The 19003-nt window shown below is 70.8% G+C and carries 15 protein-coding genes, 1 other RNA gene and 2 pseudogenes; 10 read left to right on the top strand and 8 right to left on the bottom strand.

Annotated elements, in window-relative coordinates; genetic code table 11:
- Positions 1-27 precede the first annotated feature (27 nt).
- From U3653_RS07025 to U3653_RS07015, 3 genes are all read right to left on the bottom strand, one after another.
- The gene (locus U3653_RS07025) at positions 28-3039 is read right to left on the bottom strand and encodes a bifunctional [glutamine synthetase] adenylyltransferase/[glutamine synthetase]-adenylyl-L-tyrosine phosphorylase (protein WP_195077754.1); all 3012 of its coding nucleotides are present in this window, start codon (positions 3037-3039) and stop codon (positions 28-30) included.
- A gap of 57 nt (positions 3040-3096) precedes the next feature.
- Complete coding sequence (locus U3653_RS07020; RefSeq protein WP_195077753.1) at positions 3097-4434, bottom strand: glutamine synthetase family protein; 1338 nt, start codon at positions 4432-4434, stop codon at positions 3097-3099.
- A gap of 164 nt (positions 4435-4598) precedes the next feature.
- Entirely contained in the window at positions 4599-6137 is a 1539-nt protein-coding gene (locus tag U3653_RS07015) for an alpha/beta hydrolase (RefSeq protein ID WP_195077945.1), read from the bottom strand.
- 187 nt (positions 6138-6324) lie between these two features.
- On the opposite strand from U3653_RS07015, the gene panB reads away from it, so the two are divergent.
- The 5 genes and pseudogenes from panB (at position 6325) to U3653_RS06990 (ending at position 10459) form a co-directional block, all read left to right on the top strand.
- Positions 6325-7179 (top strand): 3-methyl-2-oxobutanoate hydroxymethyltransferase, encoded by an 855-nt coding sequence (gene panB / locus U3653_RS07010; RefSeq protein WP_195077752.1) that lies wholly within the window; start codon positions 6325-6327, stop codon positions 7177-7179.
- A gap of 74 nt (positions 7180-7253) precedes the next feature.
- A complete protein-coding gene (locus U3653_RS07005) occupies positions 7254-8051 on the top strand; it encodes a phosphotransferase (protein ID WP_195077751.1) in 798 nt (265 codons plus the stop codon).
- 91 nt (positions 8052-8142) lie between these two features.
- Positions 8143-8592, top strand: coding sequence for a hypothetical protein (locus U3653_RS07000; protein ID WP_195077750.1), 450 nt, complete (start codon positions 8143-8145; stop codon positions 8590-8592).
- A gap of 13 nt (positions 8593-8605) precedes the next feature.
- Positions 8606-9553, top strand: a pseudogene (pip, locus tag U3653_RS06995) (prolyl aminopeptidase); the annotation flags it as partial.
- 21 nt (positions 9554-9574) lie between these two features.
- Positions 9575-10459 carry a CHAD domain-containing protein gene (locus tag U3653_RS06990; protein WP_323123954.1) on the top strand — a complete coding sequence of 295 codons (885 nt, stop codon included), beginning with the start codon at positions 9575-9577 and terminating at the stop codon, positions 10457-10459.
- 18 nt (positions 10460-10477) lie between these two features.
- Here the strand turns inward: U3653_RS06990 and U3653_RS06985 are convergent.
- Together U3653_RS06985 and U3653_RS06980 are read right to left on the bottom strand one after the other, a co-directional pair.
- A pseudogene (locus tag U3653_RS06985) lies at positions 10478-11930 on the bottom strand (RNB domain-containing ribonuclease).
- A gap of 16 nt (positions 11931-11946) precedes the next feature.
- The gene (locus U3653_RS06980; protein WP_228827325.1) at positions 11947-12261 is read right to left on the bottom strand and encodes a hypothetical protein; all 315 of its coding nucleotides are present in this window, start codon (positions 12259-12261) and stop codon (positions 11947-11949) included.
- Positions 12262-12712: 451 nt separating this feature from the next.
- On the opposite strand from U3653_RS06980, the gene U3653_RS06975 reads away from it, so the two are divergent.
- The gene (locus tag U3653_RS06975; RefSeq protein ID WP_195077748.1) at positions 12713-13084 is read left to right on the top strand and encodes a hypothetical protein; all 372 of its coding nucleotides are present in this window, start codon (positions 12713-12715) and stop codon (positions 13082-13084) included.
- 91 nt (positions 13085-13175) lie between these two features.
- Here U3653_RS06975 and rnpB read toward each other — a convergent pair.
- Positions 13176-13590: RNase P RNA component class A (gene rnpB, locus U3653_RS06970), an RNA gene on the bottom strand.
- Between the two features lie 36 nt (positions 13591-13626).
- On the opposite strand from rnpB, the gene U3653_RS06965 reads away from it, so the two are divergent.
- From U3653_RS06965 to U3653_RS06955, 3 genes are all read left to right on the top strand, one after another.
- Entirely contained in the window at positions 13627-14514 is an 888-nt protein-coding gene (locus U3653_RS06965) for an alpha/beta hydrolase (protein WP_195077747.1), read from the top strand.
- 76 nt (positions 14515-14590) lie between these two features.
- Positions 14591-15163 (top strand): NUDIX hydrolase, encoded by a 573-nt coding sequence (locus tag U3653_RS06960; protein WP_195077746.1) that lies wholly within the window; start codon positions 14591-14593, stop codon positions 15161-15163.
- A gap of 48 nt (positions 15164-15211) precedes the next feature.
- A complete protein-coding gene (locus tag U3653_RS06955; protein ID WP_195077745.1) occupies positions 15212-15673 on the top strand; it encodes a GNAT family N-acetyltransferase in 462 nt (153 codons plus the stop codon).
- Between the two features lie 6 nt (positions 15674-15679).
- On the opposite strand, the gene U3653_RS06950 is transcribed toward U3653_RS06955, so the two are convergent.
- Positions 15680-17380 (bottom strand): GNAT family N-acetyltransferase, encoded by a 1701-nt coding sequence (locus tag U3653_RS06950; protein ID WP_195077744.1) that lies wholly within the window; start codon positions 17378-17380, stop codon positions 15680-15682.
- A gap of 259 nt (positions 17381-17639) precedes the next feature.
- Entirely contained in the window at positions 17640-18053 is a 414-nt protein-coding gene (locus tag U3653_RS06945) for a hypothetical protein (RefSeq protein ID WP_195077743.1), read from the bottom strand.
- Between the two features lie 130 nt (positions 18054-18183).
- Between U3653_RS06945 and U3653_RS06940 the strand changes: the two genes are divergently transcribed.
- A complete protein-coding gene (locus U3653_RS06940; protein WP_195077742.1) occupies positions 18184-18996 on the top strand; it encodes a helix-turn-helix domain-containing protein in 813 nt (270 codons plus the stop codon).
- Positions 18997-19003: the final 7 nt, after the last annotated feature.

The raw sequence follows: 19003 nt of genomic DNA, 5'->3' as shown, positions 1-19003 counted from the left end.
GAGAAGGACCCCGACCGAGCAGCAACCTCACGCCCCGAAGACTCGTTCGACAACCGCTTTGGCGCGCCGGGTGACGCGCATGTAGTGGTCGAGGAATTCGCTGCCGTCGTCGTTGGGCCATCCCGCGACACGTGCGACGGCGGAAAGGAGCCGCCCCGGGCCGGGGAGCTGATCGCTCGGCTTGCCGCGCACCAGCACCAAGGCGTTGCGGGCGTTGGTGGCGGTCAGCCACGCGTCGCGCAGCAGCGCCACGTCCTGGGCGTCCAGCAGCTCGGTCTGCTCGATCACGTCCAGCGCCTCGAGCGTGGAGGTGTTGTGCAGGCCGGGCACCTCGTGGGCGTGCCGCAGCTGCAGCAGCTGGACCGTCCACTCGATGTCGGCCAGCCCGCCGCGGCCCAGCTTGGTGTGCGTGGCCGGATCGGCGCCGCGGGGCAGCCGCTCGGCGTCCACCCTGGCCTTGATCCGCCGGATCTCACGCACCGCCTCGGCCGACACACCGCCCTCCGGGTACCGCACCTTGTCGATGACGTGCAGGAAGCGCACCCCGAGTTCCTCGTCACCGGCCACCTGGTGGGCGCGCAGCAACGCCTGTACCTCCCACGGCTGCGCCCACTGCTGGTAGTACGCGGCGTAGGCGGCCAGGGTGCGCACCAGCGCGCCGTTGCGGCCCTCCGGACGCAGCCCGGCGTCCACGTGCAGCGGCGGGTCGGTGCTCGGCGCGCCGAGCAGCTGCTGCACCCGGTCGGCCACCCCGATCGCCCACTTCACGGCCTTGGTCTCGTCCTCGCCGGGCCGTGGGTCGCAGACGAACAGCACGTCGGCGTCGGAGCCGTAGCCGAGTTCCATGCCACCGAGCCTGCCCATGCCGATCACCGCGATGTCGGCGGGCGCACGGCAGCCCAGGTCGGCTTCGCTCGCCCGGATCACCGCGCGCAACGACGCCTCGAGCACCGCGACCCACACCGACGACAACGCCAGGCACACCTGCGGCACCTCGAGCATGCCGAGCAGATCGGCCGACGCCACCCGCGCGAGTTCGTGCCTGCGCAGCGAACGCGCCGCGGCCACGGCGCGTTTCGGGTCCTCGTAGCGCGCGGCGGCGGTGAGAATGCCGCGGGCCACCTCGTCGGGCTGCGGGCCGAGCAGCAGCGGGCCGCTTGGACCGTCGGCGTACATCCGGATCGTCTCCGGCGCGTTGATCAGCAGATCCGGCAGGTATTCCGAGGAGCCGAGCACGATCATCAACCGTTGCGCGATCGCCCCCTCGTCGCGCAGTTCGCGCAGGAACCAGATCTGGTCGGCGAGCCCCTCCGACACGCGGCGATAGGCCAGCAGGCCCGCGTCGGGATTCGGTGTCTCCCCGAGCCATTCGAGCAGCGTCGGCAGCAGCAAGGCTTGGATGCGCCCTTTACGGGACACACCACCGGTGAGGGCCTTCAGGTGGCCGAGAGCGTGTTCCGGCGCCGCGTAACCGAGCGCGGCCAGCTGCCGGATGGCGGCCTCGGGGCTCAGGCGCAGCGCGTCGGGTTCCATCCGCACCACCGATTCCAGCAGCGGCCGGTAGAACAACTTGGCGTGCAAGCGCCGCACCCGCACGGCGTTGCAGCGGATCTCGCTGCCCAGCACGCCCACCGCGTCCTGTCTGCCGTCGGGCCGGATGTGCGCCGCGCGGGCCAGCCAGCGCATGCCCTCCTCGTCGTCGGCGGCGGGCAAGGTGTGGGTGCGGCGCAGCCGCTGGAGCTGGAGCCGGTGTTCGAGCAACCGCAGGAACTCGTAGGACGCCGTGAGATTGGCCGCGTCGTCGCGACCGACGTAACCGCCGGCGGCCAGCGCGGTCAGCGCCTCGACGGTGCCCTGTACGTGCAGGGTCTCGTCCACCCGCCCGTGCACCAATTGCAGGAGCTGCACCGCGAATTCGACGTCGCGCAGACTGCCGCGCCCCAGCTTGAGTTCGCGTTCGCGCAGATCGGCCGGCACCAGATCCTCCACGCGGCGGCGCATCGCCTGCACGTCGGCGACGAAATCGGGCCGCTCCGACGCCGACCACACCATCGGCATGACCGCGTCGCGGTACTGCTCGCCGAGCGCGATGTCACCGGTCGCGGGACGATTCTTCAACAGCGCCTGGAACTCCCAGGTCCGTGCCCAGCGCTTGTAGTAGGCGATGTGCGAATCGAGCGTCCGCACCAGCGCACCGGCCTTGCCCTCCGGCCGCAGCGCCGCGTCGACCTCGAAGAAGGCCTGGCTCGCCACGCTCATCATCTCCGCGGCCAGACGAGTGGCTGTGGCGTCGGCGGGTTCGGCGACGAACACCACGTCGACGTCGCTGACGTAGTTCAGCTCGCACGCGCCGCACTTGCCCATCGCGATCACCGCCAGCCGCACCGGCACCGGCTCGTCCTTGCAGACCCGCGCCACCGCGACCGCGAGCGCCGCGGTCAGGGCGGCGTCGGCCAGGTCGGTGAGGTGCCTGCCGACCACCTGGTAGGGCAGCACCGGCTCGTTCTCCACCGTGGCCGCCAGATCCAGCGCGGCCAGCAGCATCAGGTGATCGCGGTACCGCTTGCGCAGCGACGCCACCACTTCCGGCCCCGAGATGCCCGCGCGGAACAGCATCGGGGTCGCGTTAGGCCCCTCCTCTTGCGCCGCGTCGACCACAGCGAGCAGATCGGCGATCAGCTCGTCGCGTCCAGGTAATTCCTTGCGCCGCAACCGTTCCCACGCCTCCGGCGCCGCGACGAGATGATCGCCGAACGCGCTGGAAGAGCCGAGCAGCGCGAACAGCCTGCCCCGCAGCGCGGTATCCGTGCGAATCGCCGAATCGATGGCGTGCCAACCGTCCCCGATGCTCTCCCGCAGCCGCATGAGCGTGGTCAACGCGAGATCGGCGTCCGGCGCGCGGGACAACGACCACAGCACGGGGATGCTCTCGACGTTGTCCCAGCCGAGATCACGCAGCGACGCGGCGGCGGAGGGCTCGAGCAATCCGAGCCGGCCGACGCCGGGGACGGCGGAGCGCGCGGAGGGGGGCCGGACCATGGTTCTCAAATTACCCGGCCGCGATCGGGGGCACGCGGCCCCGTGGCATCGCTCGGATTACAACCCGAGATATTCCTTCAGCTCGAACGGCGTGACCTGGCTGCGGTAGTCCGCCCACTCCCTGCGCTTGTTGCGCAGGAAGAAGTCGAACACGTGCTCGCCGAGGGTCTCGGCGACCAGCTCGGAGCGCTCCATCGCCTGCAGCGCCTCGTCCAGCGTGCCCGGCAGCTCGCGGAAGCCCATCGCGCGGCGCTCCGCGACGGTCAGCGACCACACGTCGTCCTCCGCCTCCGGCGGCAGCGTGTAGCCCTTCTCGATGCCGCGCAGACCGGCCGCGAGCAGCACGGCGAAGGCCAGGTAGGGGTTGCACGCGGAATCCGGGCTGCGGATCTCGACGCGCCGCGAGGACGACTTGTTCGGCGTGTACATCGGCACGCGCACCAGCGCGGAGCGGTTGGACCGGCCCCAGGAGGCCGCCGTGGGCGCCTCGCCGCCGTGGATGAGGCGCTTGTAGGAGTTCACCCACTGGTTGGTGACCGCGCTGATCTCCGGGGCATGCTCGAGGATGCCCGCGATGAACGCGCGCGCGGTCTCCGACAGGTTCATCGGGTCGTCGGGGTCGTGGAAGGCGTTGGTCTCGCCCTCGAACAGGCTCATGTGCGTGTGCATCGCCGAGCCCGGGTACTGGGCGAACGGCTTGGGCATGAAGGTCGCGCGCACGCCCTCGTCGATGGCCACTTCCTTGATCAGGTAGCGGAAGGTCATCACGTTGTCGGCCATGGACAGCGCGTCGGCGTAGCGCAGATCGATCTCCTGCTGGCCTGGAGCGCCCTCGTGGTGGCTGAACTCCACGGAGATGCCCATGGACTCCAGCGCGTCGATGGCGTGGCGGCGGAAATTCGGCGCCGAATCGTGCACGGCCTGGTCGAAGAAGCCGCCGGAATCGGCGGGGATCGGGACGCCGTCCTTCGAGGTGTTCTCCAGCAGGAAGAACTCGATCTCGGGGTGCACGTAGCAGCTGAAGCCGACATCGCCCGCCTTGTTCAGCTGGCGGCGCAGCACGTGGCGCGGGTCCGCCCAGGACGGCGAGCCGTCCGGCATGGTGATGTCGCAGAACATGCGCGCGGAGTGCTGGTGGCCCTTGCTCGTGGCCCACGGCAGCACCTGGAAGGTGGACGGATCCGGCCGGGCGACCATGTCGGCCTCGGAGACGCGGGCGAAGCCCTCGATGGCCGAGCCGTCGAAACCGATACCCTCTTCGAACGCGCCCTCCAGCTCGGCGGGCGCGATCGCGACGGACTTCAGGTAGCCCAAGACGTCGGTGAACCAGAGACGTACGAAGCGGATGTCCCGCTCTTCGAGCGTCCGCAGCACGAATTCCTTCTGGCGATCCATGCCCGCGAGCGTAAGCATCCGGCGTTAAATCTGTGTTACATACACGCTTAAGATTGCTGACCTGGATTTTTTCGGAAGACTCCGCACAGTCGGATCGTCCGGTTTGTGAGTTTTTTCCGTACCGGGCCGGGGTGCGTGATCGATCAGCAACCCGGCCCGTCCGCTCAGCAGGTGAGGCCGGAAGCGGGTTCGGTCAGGTCGACCAGATAGGCGACGACCGCGTCGTCGACGCACGGAACGCCGCCCGCGAGCGCCACCGTGTGCCGGTTGCCCTGATAGGTGATCAGCGCGGCGCCCAGCTGGCCGGCCAGATCGACCCCGGCCTGGTACGGCGTCGCCGGGTCCTCGGTGGTCGAGACCACCACCGTCTTCGGCAGGCCGGTCACCGAGATGCGATGCGGTTCACTCGAGTTCGGCACCGGCCAGGCGGTGCACAGCTCCAGTGGCGCCGCGCCGGTGCCGCGCCCGTCGTCCAGGAAGGGGGCCGCCTTCCGGTATTCCGCGTCCTGACGTCCGGCCACCGCGCGGTCGGTGATGCGCGGATCGTCCACACAGCGGATCGCGTTGAACGCGTCGGTGGTGTTGGCGTAGGTGCCGTCGTCGCGGCGGCCGTCGTACAGATCGGCCAGCGTGAGCAGCGTGTCGCCGCGCCCGTCGCGCAGCTCGGACAGCCCGAGCGTGAGCACGCCCCAGAACTCGTCGGTGTAGAGCGCTTGACGCACGCCGGTGATCGCGTCGCCGTAGGTCAGCCCGCGCGGGTCGGTGGTCGCCGCCGGCTTGTCCCACAGCGGGTTCACCAACGCGCGGAACCGCGCCACCGCCTGCGCCGGGTCCGCGCCGAGGGGGCAGTCCGGCTGCCGCGCGCAGTCGGCGGCGTAGGCGTCGAACACCTTCTGGAAGCCCGCCGCCTGGCGCAGCGACTCCTGCACCGGATCCTGCGAGGAGTCGATGGCGCCGTCGAGCACCATGGCGCGCACGTGGTCGGGGAACCGCTCCGCGTACGCCGAGCCGATCTTGGTGCCGTAGGAGTAGCCGACGTAGGTCAGCTTCGCGTCCCCGAGCGCGGCGCGCATGATGTCGAGGTCCTGCACGACCTCGCGGGTGCCGACATGGGCGAGGAACTCCTTCCCGGTCCGCTCGGCGCAGCGATCGGCGTACCGGCGGTTGTCGGCCTCCGCGTCGGCGATGCCGGCCGGGGTGTAGTCGTCCTCCGGCTCGGCGCGCTCGGCGTCCTGCTCCTGGGGCGTCTGGCAGACGATCGAGGGGGTGGAGGAACCGACGCCGCGCGGGTCGAAACCGATCCGGTCGAAGCGCTCGGCCAACGCCGTCTTGTTGCCGAGCGACGACAGGCCCAGGCCCGACTCCCCCGGCCCACCCGGGTTCATCACCAGCGAACCGATCCGCCGGCCGGTCGCCCGCATCCGGGATATCGCGATCTGCGCGGTCGGCCCGTCGGGCGCGGCGTAGTCCACCGGCACGGTGATCCGCGCGCACTCGGTGCTCGGCGGCAACCGATCGTCCGGCCCGCCGAATCCGGTGCAATCACCCCACTGCACCGCCTGGCCGTAGAACTTCTCCAGTCCGGTGGGCGGCGCGGGCAGCGGCTGCCCCGTCTCGGTGCGGGTGACGCCGCACCCCGAAACCAGCACAGCCAGCGACGCCAGCACCGCTACCGGGAGCGCGCCGCGCCCACTCCGCACCATCGACATGCTGTCGATATTGCCATCGGGCAAACGCGGCGGCCGCCCCGGGCGAAGACTGCCGTGCTGTGACCAATCGCACCGGTCATCGACCTTAATCCGCCTCGGTGGCGGGTGGCACACTGAATCTCGTCAGACAAACCCGGGGACCCGGACGGGCCCCGAGGCGACACAGACGAAAGGGACGATGATGTCCGTATCCGATTCGGAAACCCCTGCCTACGGTGCGGCGCCCGCGGAGCCCAAGAAGGTGCGCAAGACCCGGGTGCACCACCTGCAGCAGATGAAGGCCGACGGTGAACGCTGGGCGATGCTGACCGCCTACGACTATTCCTCGGCGCGACTGTTCGAAGAAGCGGGCATTCCCGTGCTGCTGGTCGGCGATTCCGCGGCCAACGTGGTGTACGGCTACGACACCACCGTGCCGATCACCGTGGACGAGCTGATCCCGCTGGTGCGCGGGGTGGTGCGCGGCGCGCCGCACGCGCTGGTGGTGGCCGACCTGCCGTTCGGCACCTACGAGTCCTCCCCGCAGCAGGCGCTGGCGACGGCGACCCGGTTCATGAAGGAGGGCGGGGCGCACGCGGTGAAGCTGGAGGGCGGCGAGCGGGTGGCCGAGCAGATCGCGGTGATCACGGCGGCGGGCATCCCGGTCATGGCGCACATCGGTTTCACTCCGCAGAGCGTCAACACCCTCGGCGGATTCCGGGTGCAAGGCCGTGGCGACGGCGCCGAGCAGCTGATCGCCGACGCCATCGCGGTGCAGGCGGCGGGCGCGTTCTCCGTGGTCATGGAGATGGTCCCGGCCGAACTGGCGGGGCAGGTCACCCGCAAGCTGACCATCCCGACCGTCGGCATCGGCGCCGGCGCCGACACCGACGCGCAGGTGCTGGTCTGGCAGGACATGGCGGGCTACACCAGCGGCAAGACCGCGAAGTTCGTCAAGCGATTCGGCAACGTCGGCGACGAATTGCGCACCGCGGCCGCGGCCTACGCCGACGAAGTGCGCCGGGGCACCTTCCCCGGGCCGGAGCACAGCTTCTGACCGGCGATTCCGCGACCACCGGCCGGGCGGCGCGCGCACCTGTCGCGCTGCTCGGCCAACCGCTGGAACCTCTGGTGCGCTGGGCGCGCACGGTGCTGCGCGCCGGGAACATCGAGATCACCGGCGCGGCGGTCGAGACGAAACGGCGAGCGTGGTCGCTGCTGGCCCGCATCCCCACCGACGCGGGAACGATGTGGGTGAAGGCCAACGCACGCGCCTTCGCGCACGAGGGCCCGCTGTTGCGCCTGCTGGCCCGCCTGCGTCCCGGGAGCGTGCTGGAGCCGTTCGCGGTGCACGCGGACAACGGCTGGCTGCTCAGTCCCGACGGCGGCGCCACCGCCGGCGATTCCGGCGACGGATGGGCCGTCCTCGTCCGCCACTACGCCGATCTCCAGCACTCGCTCACCACCCACGTGGCGGATCTGCGAGCCACCGGCACCCCTTACCTTCCACCAAGCGAATTGATCGGCGTCTACCGGCATTTCGAGTCGCGGGCACCCGGGCTCGGCGCCCGCATCGAAGCTGCCGCCGCGGTGCTGGCCGAGTCCGGCAGACTCAGCATCGAACACAACGACCTGCACCCGGGCAACGTCTTCGCACGCGATCCTGGCCCAGGCCTGCTGTTCGACTGGGGTGACGCGGTGATCACCCATCCATTCCTGTCCCACCGCCTGCTGCACAGCCCCCATCGCATGGAGTACTTCGCCCGCTGGCGGCAGTTGGAGCGGATATCCGAAGCCGAGATCGCCACGGCCGAACGCCTGGCCCCCTTGGTCGCCCTGCACCCGTGGCGAACCGTGGAAAACGCCGAGCCCGCCTTCGACCACGTCCGCCGAGACCTGCTCGACGAGCTACGCGCGCACTTCGGCTGACCTATTCCCACCGGCAGCGGCCGGTTCGGGCCGGGCGGCGGAATCAATGGCAGACTCGATGCCGACAATCCCGACACGACCAGAGGTACCCATGCCGTACAGCCGTTGGATTTCACGCAGCACCCTGTTGGTGGCCGGCGCTCTCGCCGCCGCGGCGTTGACCGCTTGCGGCAGCGACTCGGGCCCGGCGCCGACCGGCAGCTCGAGCTCCACCACGGTGTCGGCCACCGCCGCGCCCGGTACGACGTCCGGCCGCGTCACGCAGGCGAGCCCGGAGATCTCCGACGCGGCGGCGACCCAGCTGTGCGACATGATCCGGCCGGAGCTGTCCAATTGGCGGATCCAGGGCGGCACGCTGGGCAAGATCGGGCTGAACGCCTTGGTGCACGAGTGGGCGCTGCGCAACGGCGGCATCAACGGCGCGGTGCTGGCCGACAAGCCGATCGTCGACCGCGTCACCGTCAAGGCCTGCCCGGACGTGCGCCAGCAGGCCGTGGAGGCGCTGGGGATCCCCGACCTGGCCTCGGGCCTGGCGTTCTGAGCCGGGCGGCCGGATGCGTACCCTCTATCCCGAGATCGAGCCTTACGTTTCCGGCATGCTGGCGGTCGGTGACGGCCAGTCGGTCTACTGGGAAGTCAGCGGCAATCCGGACGGCAAGCCGGTGGTGTTCCTGCACGGCGGCCCCGGCGGCGGCACCGCCCCGTTCCATCGGCGCTTCTTCGATCCGGCGGCCTATCGGATCGTGCTGTTCGACCAGCGTGGGTGCGGCCGCTCCACCCCGCACCTGGCCGACGACGCGAGCCTGGAGCACAACACCACCGATCATCTGATCTCCGACATCGAGGCGCTGCGCGCCCATCTCGGCATCGATCGCTGGCAGGTGTTCGGCGGCTCGTGGGGTTCCACGCTCGCGCTGGCCTACGCGCAGCGCCATCCCGACCGCGTGACCGAACTGGTGCTGCGCGGGATCTTCCTGCTGCGCCGCAAGGAAATCGACTGGTACTACAACGGCGCCGCCGGCTACGTCTACCCCGACGAGTGGGAGAAGTTCCTCGCGCCGGTGCCGGAGCAGGAACGCGATCGAGATCTGGTCGAGGTCTACCACCGCCTGCTGCACTCGTCCGACGAACAGCTCGCCCGCACGGCCGCGATCGCCTGGTCCAGCTGGGAGGGCGCGACCAGTTCGCTGCTGCCGCATCCGGATCGGGTGGCCGAGACATCGCAGCCGCGATTCGCGCTGGCGTTCGCCAGGATCGAGAATCACTACTTCCGCCACGGCGGGTTCCTCGACGAGGGCCAGCTGCTACGAGACATCGACGCCATCGCGCACATCCCGGCCGTGATCGTGCAGGGCCGCCACGACATCGTCTGCCCTACGGTCAGCGCGTGGGAACTGCACCGGGCCTGGCCCGGCTCGGTGCTGCACATCGTCGACGACGCTGGGCACGCCGCGAACGAGCCGGGCATCACCCATCACCTGGTCGAGGCCACCGACCGATTCGCGAGAGCGGAGGCGGGCACGGTGAGCACGGCGGGGGACGCTTTCGCGGCGGCGTTGCGCGAGGACATCGACCGGCTCCTGGCCGCGGAGCCCGAGGTCCGCGCCGACGCGGAGGACTCGGTCCATCAGATGCGGGTGGCCACCCGCAGGCTGCGCAGCGTGCTGCGGTCCTACCGCGAACTGCTCGCAGGCAAGCCCGCCACCGGGATGCGCGCCGAGCTGAAGTGGCTGGCCGGTTTGCTCGGCGAAGCGCGGGACGCGGAGGTGCGCGCCGACCGGTTCGCCACGCTGCTGGCCGATCACGCCGAGCGGGCCGATCCGGCGGAGCTCGACGCCGTCACCGCGCGTCTGGTCGAGGCCGAACGGCAGCACTATCGCACGGCGCACGACGAGGTGCTGGCCGCGTTGGACGGCGCCCGCTACCGCGAGCTGCGCGAAGAACTGTCCGGATGGCGCACCGATCCGCCGCTGCGCCCCGCCCGCGCCGAGGCGGCGGCCCCGGAGGTCTTCCGGAAGGTGCTGCGGCGCGATCTGGACCGCGTGGACTCCCTGATCCGCACCGAGCCCACCGTAGACCCGCGCGAGCGGGTGGAGCTGCTGCACGAGATCCGCAAGAGCGCCAAACGGTTGCGCTACGCGTGCGAGGCGGCCGAGCAGGTGCTCGGCGACGAGGCCGCCGAGCGCGGCGACCGCGCCAAGAAGCTGCAGACCGTGCTCGGCGACCACCGCGACGCGGTGGAATCGCACAACGCGATCCTGGACCGGGCCGGCGAGGCCGTCGCGGCGGGCGAGAACGCGGGTCTGTACGAACTGCTCGCGGCGGCGGAGGAGGCAGCGGCCGGGCGCGAGCTGAGCCGCTACCCGGCCACCGCCGCCGCGCTGTTCGGGACGGCCGTCACGGGGTGATTCCGGCGCCGCGCCCGTTCACGCGGGGTAGGTGAAGGACACTTTCCGCTCCTTCGGGTCGGCGGACAGCAGCCGCACCCGTACGGTCTCGCCTTCCGGTGGTCTGCCCACGCACGGGCCGAGCACGGGCGGTTCGGCGACGGAAGACCACGGCGGGCCGGTTGCCGTTGGCCTCGCGCACCACGACGGCGTCGAACACCGTGCCGGTACGCGGCGCGAGCAGGGTCGACTCGGTGAGGTCGATGCAGGCGCGCTCGATCTTGCCCGCCACGCTGTCGCTGCGCCGCATGGCCTCGGCCGCGCTCGCCAGCCCCTCGCGCACCCAGCGCGGCACCTCGGCACCCGCGCACCTGGCCAGGCAGATCTCGGTCGCGAACCGGTCGGACAACCGCCGCAGCGGGGCGGTGACGTGCGCGTACGGCGCGCCGATGGCGCTGTGGCGCAGTGTTTCCTGCGCGTACGGCGCTGCTGCGGCGCCGTCGAGGACGGTGTAGGTCGCGCCGCGCAGCAGCGTCGTCGCCTCGGACATCAGCACCAGCGCCGCGGGCGTGCCTGCGTCCAGCCGGGCCAGCATCTGCCCGACCGCTTCGTTGTCGGGCCAGTCCACGCCCAGCGCCTGCGCGGTCCGGCGCATCGATGCGATCGCGGATTCCGACGGCGGCGGCATGGTGCGCAGCAGCGCGATCGGCTCCCCCGCCGACGCCGCGCCGTCGAGCATGATCCGCGCCGCGCACATGCCGGTCAGCAGTGAAACCTGCTCGTTCCAGTCGTCGGCCGCGGTGCGCGGCTCCACCACCAGTCGCCAGTGCCCGTCGGCGTGCTCGTCCTCGACCACCGTCTGCGCGGGCAACCGCAGCCCGATCGCACCGCGCGCGATTCCCGCCTCGATGCGCCGCGTGCCGAACTCCGGCAGGGCCGCGATGGAGGGATGCAGCCGGCCGGACTCCGCGTCGGCCTGCACGCGGGCGTAGTCGAGCCGGGCGCGGGAGCGCACCAGGGCGCGGACCACCGAGAACCGCGCCGGTTCGGCGCGCTCGTCGAGTTCGATCGTCCACAGCGCGGCCGGACGCGTGCGATCCGGAAGCAGGCTGGCGGACCCTTCGGACAACGCGGGTGGGTGCAGCGGCACGGTGCCGTCGGGAAGGTAGAAGGTCTGGCCCCTGGCGCCGGATTCTTTGGCGAGCGCGCCGTCGGGAGGGATCACGGCGCCCACGTCGGCGATGGCGTAGTGAACGGTGAAGCCGCCGGGGGTGCGTTCGATATGCAGGGCCTGGTCCAGATCCATGGCCCCGGGCGGGTCGATCGTCACGAACGGGATGTCCGTGCGATCGACCCGATCGCCCGCGAACGCGTCCACCGCGTCGCGGGCTTCGGCGCCGGCCTCGGCGGGATACGCCGAGGCCAGCCCGAACTCGGATCGGATGGCGCCGAAATCGACCGGCGCCGACACGATCCGCTGGTGGAGTTCCACGCTTGGGCGCCGGGTCCTACTGCAGCGCCAGCATGGAGCCGTTCAACTGGTCGAACGGCCCGTAGACGGTGAAGGTGACCCGGCCGTTCGGCACCGAGGACGACACCTGAGCCGCCGCGTCCAGCGCCTCGCCGAAGGAGGCGGCGGACGGATGCGGCAACCCGGCGATAGCCAGACCGACATGATTCTGGTGCACCCATACCGTGTCGGCGGGACTCAGGTCGACCTGAACCCCACCCGGCAGCGGGGTCACGGCGACAGCGCCGGCCGAACCCGCACCCAGCACCGCGAAAACCGAAGCGGCGCCTGCGACCAATGCGCCGGCGACCATGGAGCGAACTACTCGCATATGTGTTGAGACCTGCTTTCCCGCGATCGAAGTATGAATGGCCCGATGCTGCCCCGCACCGGGCCGAGCCAACGGCGACTACTTTATGACGTCGATCACCATCTGGGCCAGTTCCGCACGAATCGGACAGCGGAAAATCTCGCCCCGAGACACGACGGCGGCGGCGCTGCTAACGTGGCCCGCCGTGACGGGCTGGTTCGCCCGCGCGTTTGGAAAATGTCCCGCACGTCGACAATTTGGGAGCTCCATACCTATGTCATCGATTTTGTTCGACTACCTGCTGCCGCTGCTGGGCCCCGAGCAGGCCGCGTACTGGGCGCAGGTTTTCGTGATCAATCCGATCTGACCCGCGCGATTCTTTTCCCGCTACTCGTCGCCTCCCGTTAACCTGACGGGAGGCGGCGGTGGTTGTGGACGGCTAGCATGCCGCTCCGTGACAAGAACTACCGCCGCGATCGCGGCCAGCGCCACCCTCTTGGCCCTGCTCCTCACCGGTTGCGGGGACGACAAGACCAGCACCGCCACCTCGTCCGCCACCACCACGGCGGCACAGGCCGCCGCCCAGGTCGACAGCGTGAAGGCGGGCGCGTTCCTCGTCAGCTTCCGCGGGGCGTTCCCCAAGCTGGCCGAGGGCAAGGACGACGCGAAGATCGCCGGCATCCTGACCGAGACCTGCGGCGATATCAAAGCGGGTAAATCCGAGGACGACGTCGTCAAGAACATCGTCAAGCGCGCGGGCGGCGCCACCCAGCCCAGCACCGAGGAAGCCAAGGCGATCTACCAAATGGCCAAACTCATGTGCTGACCCGCTCGCAATCCGGCCGTGCTTCGCACACCCGCCGATTCCGCGCGCAAAGCGTGTGCGGAATCGAGCCGGTGTGCGAAGCACCCCCGGGCGGACGAGTTGGTCTGTAAGCCGGATCCTGTCCCCGGCGCTGAGCCGGGGGGCGGCCATCCATCTGGGCACACCGTCACCGGGTGCCTCGAGCGGTCCACCCGCAGGCTCGGGCGAGCAGCCCTCGAACACCTGCGCAGCCGCACCGGCTACGGTGCGGCCTTCGACCTTGCTCCGGGCGGGGTTTACCGAGCCGCCCCGGTCACCCGGGGCGCTGGTGCGCTCTTACCGCACCGTTTCACCCTCACCGCACGACCGCTAGGCCGTGGGCGGTCTGTTTTCTGTGGCACTGTCCCGCGGGTCACCCCGGGTTGCCGTTAGCAACCGCCCTGCTCTGTGGAGTCCGGACTTTCCTCGGCGCCGGGCGGCGGCACATCCGTGCCCGTTCCCGGTGCCGCGGCCGCCCGACCAACTCGTCCGCCAGAACAGGATACTGGGTACGGTTGATGGCCATGGAACGTGTCGAGGTCGGCTTCCCCTCCGGAAGCGAACAGTGCGCGGCGTGGCTATACCGCCCGGACGGCGCACCCAAACCCCGCCCGCTAGTGGTGATGGGACACGGCCTGGGGGCCAATCGGGAAATGGGACTGGATCGGTACGCGCGGCGTTTCGCGGCCGCGGGAATGGCGGTCCTGGTATTCGACTATCGGCATTTCGGCGCCAGTCAGGGCACACCGCGCCAGTTGCTGAACATCGCGCGTCAGCGCGCGGACTGGCATGCCGCCATCGCGTACGCCCGCACGTTGCGCGGCATCGACGCGACCCGGATCGCGTTGTGGGGCACGTCGTTCGGCGGTGGGCACGTGCTTTCGGTCGCGCCGGACGATGCCTATATCGCGGCCGTGGTCGCGCAGGTACCGTTCACCAGCGGCCTGTCTTCGGCGTTGGCGAAGGGACCGATCAGCCTGCTCAAGGTCAGCACCATCGCGGCCACCGACCTGCTGCTCGGAACGCTGCGGCGCAAGCCGGTGGGCATCCGGCTGGCCGGACGCCGCGGCGCCGCGGCACTGATGAGCGCGCCCGACGTACCGGACGGCTTCCGCAGGCTGACCGACGAGAGCGAGACCTACGAACCGAAAGTGGCCGCGCGCGTGGCATTCTCGGCTCTCTTCGACGCACCGTGGCGACGGGCGAAAGCCCTGAAGATGCCGGTGCTGTACGCGCTGTGCGACGACGATTCCGTCGCGCCGGTGAAATCGGCGCTGCGCGCGGCCGAACGCACCAAGCACGCGGTGGTGAAGCGTTATCCGGCGGGACATTTCGACATCTATTTCGACGAGGTCTTCGAGAAGACCGTGTACGACCAGACCGAATTCCTGGTGTCGGTGCTGCGGCCATAGGGCGTTTCGCGGCCCGGCTGAATGCCGTTGCGCTGGACGGCTGAACTTGTCGGTGCCCGGCGCTACAGTCCGAGCCATGCAACCCGTCACCGCCGCGGTCGCCGAGATCGTGCGTCGGATCGCGCCGCTCGACGACCTCGAGCGGCAGCACATCGACACGACGCTGGCCTGGCTCGCGTCGACCGACGACATCTTCCGGCGGGTCAGACCGGCGACCCCGCCGCGGCACCTGGTCGCCTACGTCGTGCTGGTCGATCCAGCGGCGCGGGCGGTGCTGCTCGGCAAGCATCGCCTCGCCGGGCTGTGGTTGCCGACCGGGGGGCATGTCGATCCCGGTGAGCATCCGCTCGACACCGCGCGGCGCGAAGCGGCCGAGGAGATCGGCGTCGAGGCCCGGTTCGACGTCGTCGGGTCCGACCCGCTGTTCCTCACCGTCACCACCACGGTCGGTCCGGGCTCCGGCCACGAGGACGTGAGCCTCTGGTACGTCATCCGCGGTGGCCGCGCCGACGGCGACACCCTCGACCCGCGCGAGTTCGACGGTGAACGATGGTGGGCGCTGGATGGATTCGCCCTCGACGACACCGACCCGCACTTCGGGCGTTTCCGCACCAAACTCGACGGCGCGTTGCGATCCGCCGCCGGTTGAGTGCCGTTCGAGTCGACGGAATCGGCCGATGCTGTCACGATGACGCGGATGATTGTCAGGCTTGCGCGAGAGGACGACCTCGCCGGTTTTCTCGAACTGGCGGGGCAGGTCGAGCAGTGGTTCGGCGCGGGAGCCGACGACGCCGGGTTTCGCGCCTCGGTGCTGCGGCACGTGCGGCGCGGCACGGCGCTCGTCGCCCGGTCGGCGGGGGCGGAGATCCTCGGCGGCATCCTCTTCGGCTCCGACCCGCCGATCTACCGGGTGCACTGGCTGGTCGTCGCGGAACAGGCTCGCGGGCACGGGATCGGCCGGGCGCTCACCACGGACGCGATCCGCCGGTACGTGCCCGCCCCCGGCACGCTCGAGGTGGTGACGTTCGGAGCCGACCATCCCGGCGCGGTCACCAGTGGTGCGCGCGCGTTCTACGAGAACCTGGGCTTCCATCCCGCCGAGGAAGCGGATCCCGGGCCGGAAGGCGGGTCGCGGCAGATCTACCGGCGTCGCGTGTGAGACAGGTCAGCCTCGGCGGAACGCCCGCCAGAAGATGAAAGCCAGGACCGAGGCGGGAATCGCGGCGAGGACGGGCTTGTCGCGGAGCGTCTCCAGAAGCGTGCGGCCCGGATGGGCCACCGGTCCTGGGATTCCCGCCGCGCCACGTTCGGCGGCGGTGGCGGCTTCCGCCTCCACCTGCTCGGCGCGTTCGGCGGCACGCCGAACCGACTCCGCTATCGGCGTCTCCTGCCCACCCGCTGCTTCGGCGGCATGCCTCCCGGTGGATTCCGGCTCCGTCTCTCCTGCCGCGCTGGCGATGTCGTCCGCCTTCTTCTCGCTCTTGTTCGAGGCCACCGTCTTCGGCTCCTGGTTCCCTCCAGCACCAAGGGCGCTGTCCGCCTGCGAGGCGGTACCGGCGGTCGTGGGGGTCTGCGAAGCACCAGCCGCGCTGCTCGCCTGCGCAGCCGCCTCCGGAGTCCGCGCCGACGACACGGCCTCCCCCACACCAGCGGCACCGCCGGCCTGCGGAGCCGCGCCGGTCGAAGTCTTCGCCGAGGACGCCGTCTTTCCCGTATCGGGCGTGCTGCCCGTCTGAGAGGCCGTACCGGTCTCCGCCGCATCGGGCGCGCTGCCCGCCTGCGGGGCCGTACCGGTCGGAACCCTGCCCGAAGTCACCGTCTCCGCCGCACCAGCGGCACCGCCGGCCCGCGAGGCCGCGCCTGTCGAAGTCTTCGCCGAAGAGGCCGTCTCCCCCGCATCCTGCGCGCTACCCGCCTGCGAAGCCGCGCCGGTCTCCCCCGCATCCTGCGCACTGCCCGCCTGCGGGGCCGTACCGCTGTCCGCCGCATCGGGCGCACTGCCCGCCTGCGGGGCCGTCCCGGTCGGAACCCTGCCCGAAGTCACCGTCTCCGCCGCATCGGCGATGCCGCCCGCCTGCACAGACGTGTCTTGCGATAGCCGCACCCCGCTCGGGGGTTCGGATGCTCCCGCGACGCCGTTGCTGGAGGTATCCGTCGCGCGCTGGTTCGCCGATTCCCCGCCGGCCCCGTGCGCCGCACCCTCGGACGACTGCGCGGTTCCGGCCGGCCCGCCGCCGGTGGCGCCGGGCAGGTCGTCGGTCCCCTTGTCCGTCGGTTTGCGCTCGTTCATGGCTTTCTCCTGTGCTGGGCCTCGCGGTACGGAAACGGATGTCTCGGATGCCGTCGCGGCCCGGATACCCTGCGGATCAGCAGGCAAACCGGGCCGCCATTCCATCTCGAACTCCCGGCGCGGGTCGCCAGGGCCCATCGGCCCGCTCACCCCGGTGCGCACGAACCCGTTGCGCAGATACAGTCGCTCGGCGTGGGCATTGTGCTCGGCGACCTCCAAACGGACGACCGCGTGCCCCCTCTCGACCGCCCAGTCGAGCACCGCGCTGACCAGCCGGTCCGACACGCCGGTTCCCCGCGCCCGCGGCGCCACCCACATCGAGATCAGGTGCACGCCACCGCGTTCCGGGTCGGGCATGCCCGCGACGGTCCCCACTCCGGTCCCGTCCGCCTCGGCCAGGAACTGGGCCCGATCCGACAGCGCGCGCCGCCAATCGCTTTCGGTGCGAGCCCGCGCCTCGGCCAGGGTGGTCCCGAAGAACTCCGGCGCGTCGGTCAGCGCCGCGAGGCGGACCCGCCGGAACACCGCCCAGTCCTCGGGCACGAGCAACCTGATCCCGGGTATCGAGATGTCCATCGGCATGTCTCTACCCGGTCGACGGCTTCCCGCACAAAGGATTTCGACAACGCGGTCGATACGGGCCCGTCCACTCGCCCGCGCCCGGCACGGTCGTGTCCTGCCACGCGGTCCACAATTCATCGTCCCGCCCGCCGCAGCACCATCCTGGTCCGGCCTCCTGCGGCGCTCATCGGGACCAGTAACCTACTGGCAACCATCACCGCCACATCGGCGACGCCGAACCGGATCGTCGTGCCCCTGGATGGAAAGGCGGGCGTCATCGAGCGCGATCCGCACCGAGCCTGCGCAGCCCGGCGAACTCCAGCCCGGCGAAGGTCGCCACCGCCGCCGCGCCTGCGAGCAGGAACGCGACGCCCGGCCCCCTCAACGCGAAGACCCCCGAACCGGCCAGCCCGATCATCCCGGCCGCCGAGAGCGCGTTGACGACGACCACCGCCCCCGCGTAGCGCGCGGCGACCGCCGGACGCCGGGCGATCGACAGCAACACGAGCGCACCGCCGAGCATGACGACGCCGAACGCGACGCTCCACCCGGTCGGCACCCCGAGCGGCTCGCGCAGCGGCCTGGCCCCGGCGAGCAGCACCGCGCCGAAGACGCCGGTGCTCCAGCCGTCCACGCGCAACGCGAAACGCAGGAACGCGTCGCGGCGAGCCGAGGTGGTGGATGTCATGAGTACTCCCGTCGGTCCATCCGTACGGGGCCGGTCGGCTCCCGGCGCCGAGCCTGCAGGCCGCAGGTGCGCGTCTCAATAACCTCGGAGGTCATGGCCGCACCGCGGGGCGGGATGCTTCACTGGCCGGGTGACACCGGCGCGAACACAGTCGAGAGCGGGCATCCTGCTGCGAGAATGGCGGCAACGGCGCAGGTTGAGCCAGCTCGACCTGGCACTGGCGGCGGACACCTCGGCGCGGCACCTGTCCTACGTGGAGACCGGCCGCGCCGCGCCGAGCCGGGCGATGGTGCTGCGGTTGTGCGACACGCTGGAGGTGCCGCTGCGCGAACGCAACACTGTGCTGGTGGCGGCGGGTTTTGCCCCCGCCTACCTGGAGAGCAGTCTCGACGACGCCCATCTCGCGTCGGTGCGCACCGCATTGGAGACCATGCTGACCGCGCACGAACCCTACCCCGCGGTGGTGATCGACCGGCTGTGGAACGTTGTGGTGGGCAACGCGGCGATGAGCGTGCTGATGGACGGCGTCCCCGAGCACGTGCGCGCGCCCCGGCCCAACGTCTACCGGCTGGTGCTGCACCCGGATGGCCTCTCGTCCCGGTTGGCCAACCTCGCCCAGGTGCGGGAATTGTTCCTGGAGCGTTTGGCCAGGCAGGTCAGCGCGAGCGGGGACGCGGAACTGTCCGCGCTGTACGACGAGGTTTCCGGCTACCCCGATCCGCCGGGGGCGGACGCCGCGGCGGCGGTGACCGGCACGCCGAGCCCGTTCGAGGTGCCGATCCGCATCCGCACTCCTGCGGGCGAGCTGTCGATGTTCAGCACGATGGCCACCTTCGGCGCTCCGGCCGATGTGACGCTGTCGGAGCTGGCCATCGAATTGTTCTATCCACTCGACGACTTCACCGCGGCCGCGCTGCGCTTGGCGGCCACGGCGAAGGCGTGAGCGGACC

This window comes from Nocardia implantans (assembly GCF_035544775.1).
Classification (GTDB): Bacteria; Actinomycetota; Actinomycetes; order Mycobacteriales; family Mycobacteriaceae; genus Nocardia; species Nocardia implantans.
This window is presented reverse-complemented; position numbering and strand designations above follow the sequence as displayed.

What these genes read in the sequence shown, in the direction of transcription:
- U3653_RS06955 (WP_195077745.1), top strand. Translation starts at nt 15,212, where the DNA reads ATGATTGTCAGGCTTGCGCGAGAGGACGACCTCGCCGGTTTTCTCGAA.
- U3653_RS06965 (WP_195077747.1), top strand. Translation starts at nt 13,627, where the DNA reads ATGGAACGTGTCGAGGTCGGCTTCCCCTCCGGAAGCGAACAGTGCGCG.
- U3653_RS07015 (WP_195077945.1), bottom strand. Translation starts at nt 6,137, where the DNA reads ATGGTGCGGAGTGGGCGCGGCGCGCTCCCGGTAGCGGTGCTGGCGTCG.
- U3653_RS06960 (WP_195077746.1), top strand. Translation starts at nt 14,591, where the DNA reads ATGCAACCCGTCACCGCCGCGGTCGCCGAGATCGTGCGTCGGATCGCG.
- U3653_RS07025 (WP_195077754.1), bottom strand. Translation starts at nt 3,039, where the DNA reads ATGGTCCGGCCCCCCTCCGCGCGCTCCGCCGTCCCCGGCGTCGGCCGG.
- U3653_RS07020 (WP_195077753.1), bottom strand. Translation starts at nt 4,434, where the DNA reads ATGGATCGCCAGAAGGAATTCGTGCTGCGGACGCTCGAAGAGCGGGAC.
- U3653_RS06980 (WP_228827325.1), bottom strand. Translation starts at nt 12,261, where the DNA reads ATGGTCGCCGGCGCATTGGTCGCAGGCGCCGCTTCGGTTTTCGCGGTG.
- U3653_RS06945 (WP_195077743.1), bottom strand. Translation starts at nt 18,053, where the DNA reads ATGACATCCACCACCTCGGCTCGCCGCGACGCGTTCCTGCGTTTCGCG.
- U3653_RS07000 (WP_195077750.1), top strand. Translation starts at nt 8,143, where the DNA reads ATGCCGTACAGCCGTTGGATTTCACGCAGCACCCTGTTGGTGGCCGGC.
- U3653_RS06950 (WP_195077744.1), bottom strand. Translation starts at nt 17,380, where the DNA reads ATGGACATCTCGATACCCGGGATCAGGTTGCTCGTGCCCGAGGACTGG.
- panB (WP_195077752.1), top strand. Translation starts at nt 6,325, where the DNA reads ATGTCCGTATCCGATTCGGAAACCCCTGCCTACGGTGCGGCGCCCGCG.